Origin of the sequence: Cobetia sp. SIMBA_158, from assembly GCF_046566945.1 — a bacterium.
Classification (GTDB): Bacteria; Pseudomonadota; Gammaproteobacteria; order Pseudomonadales; family Halomonadaceae; genus Cobetia; species Cobetia amphilecti.
The window spans coordinates 1-263 of the sequence record NZ_JAWJYL010000537.1 but is presented as its reverse complement, the minus strand read 5'-3'; the positions used below and the strand labels follow the sequence as shown (position 1 = coordinate 263).

1 protein-coding gene is annotated in these 263 nt (G+C 61.6%); it reads right to left on the bottom strand.

Annotated features, from left to right (window positions below; all coding sequences use genetic code 11):
- Positions 1–263, bottom strand: a 263-nt coding sequence (locus R2R70_RS20990; protein WP_410979046.1) for a hypothetical protein, incomplete at both ends; no start/stop codon positions are given.

The window sequence follows — 263 nt, the reverse complement described above, 5'->3', positions numbered from 1 at the left end:
GCATCGTCTGGTGAATGTCTACCGGGCTCAGGGCCTCGACCAATGGCACGGTTGCAAAGGCCAGAACGCTCACCACTTCGTCCGCACTGATCAGCGCCCAGACCGTAGTGTCAAAGCCAGGAAGGCAAATCACGCCATCCCAGTCCTTGTTCAGGCTGAGGAAGCCGGCGATCCGGTTGGCCGCGCCTGCCAGTCGCGCATGGGGGCGTTCCTGAGAGAGGGCCGCGACGGTGTGTACCCTGCCAGACTGAATTATCTTCAGC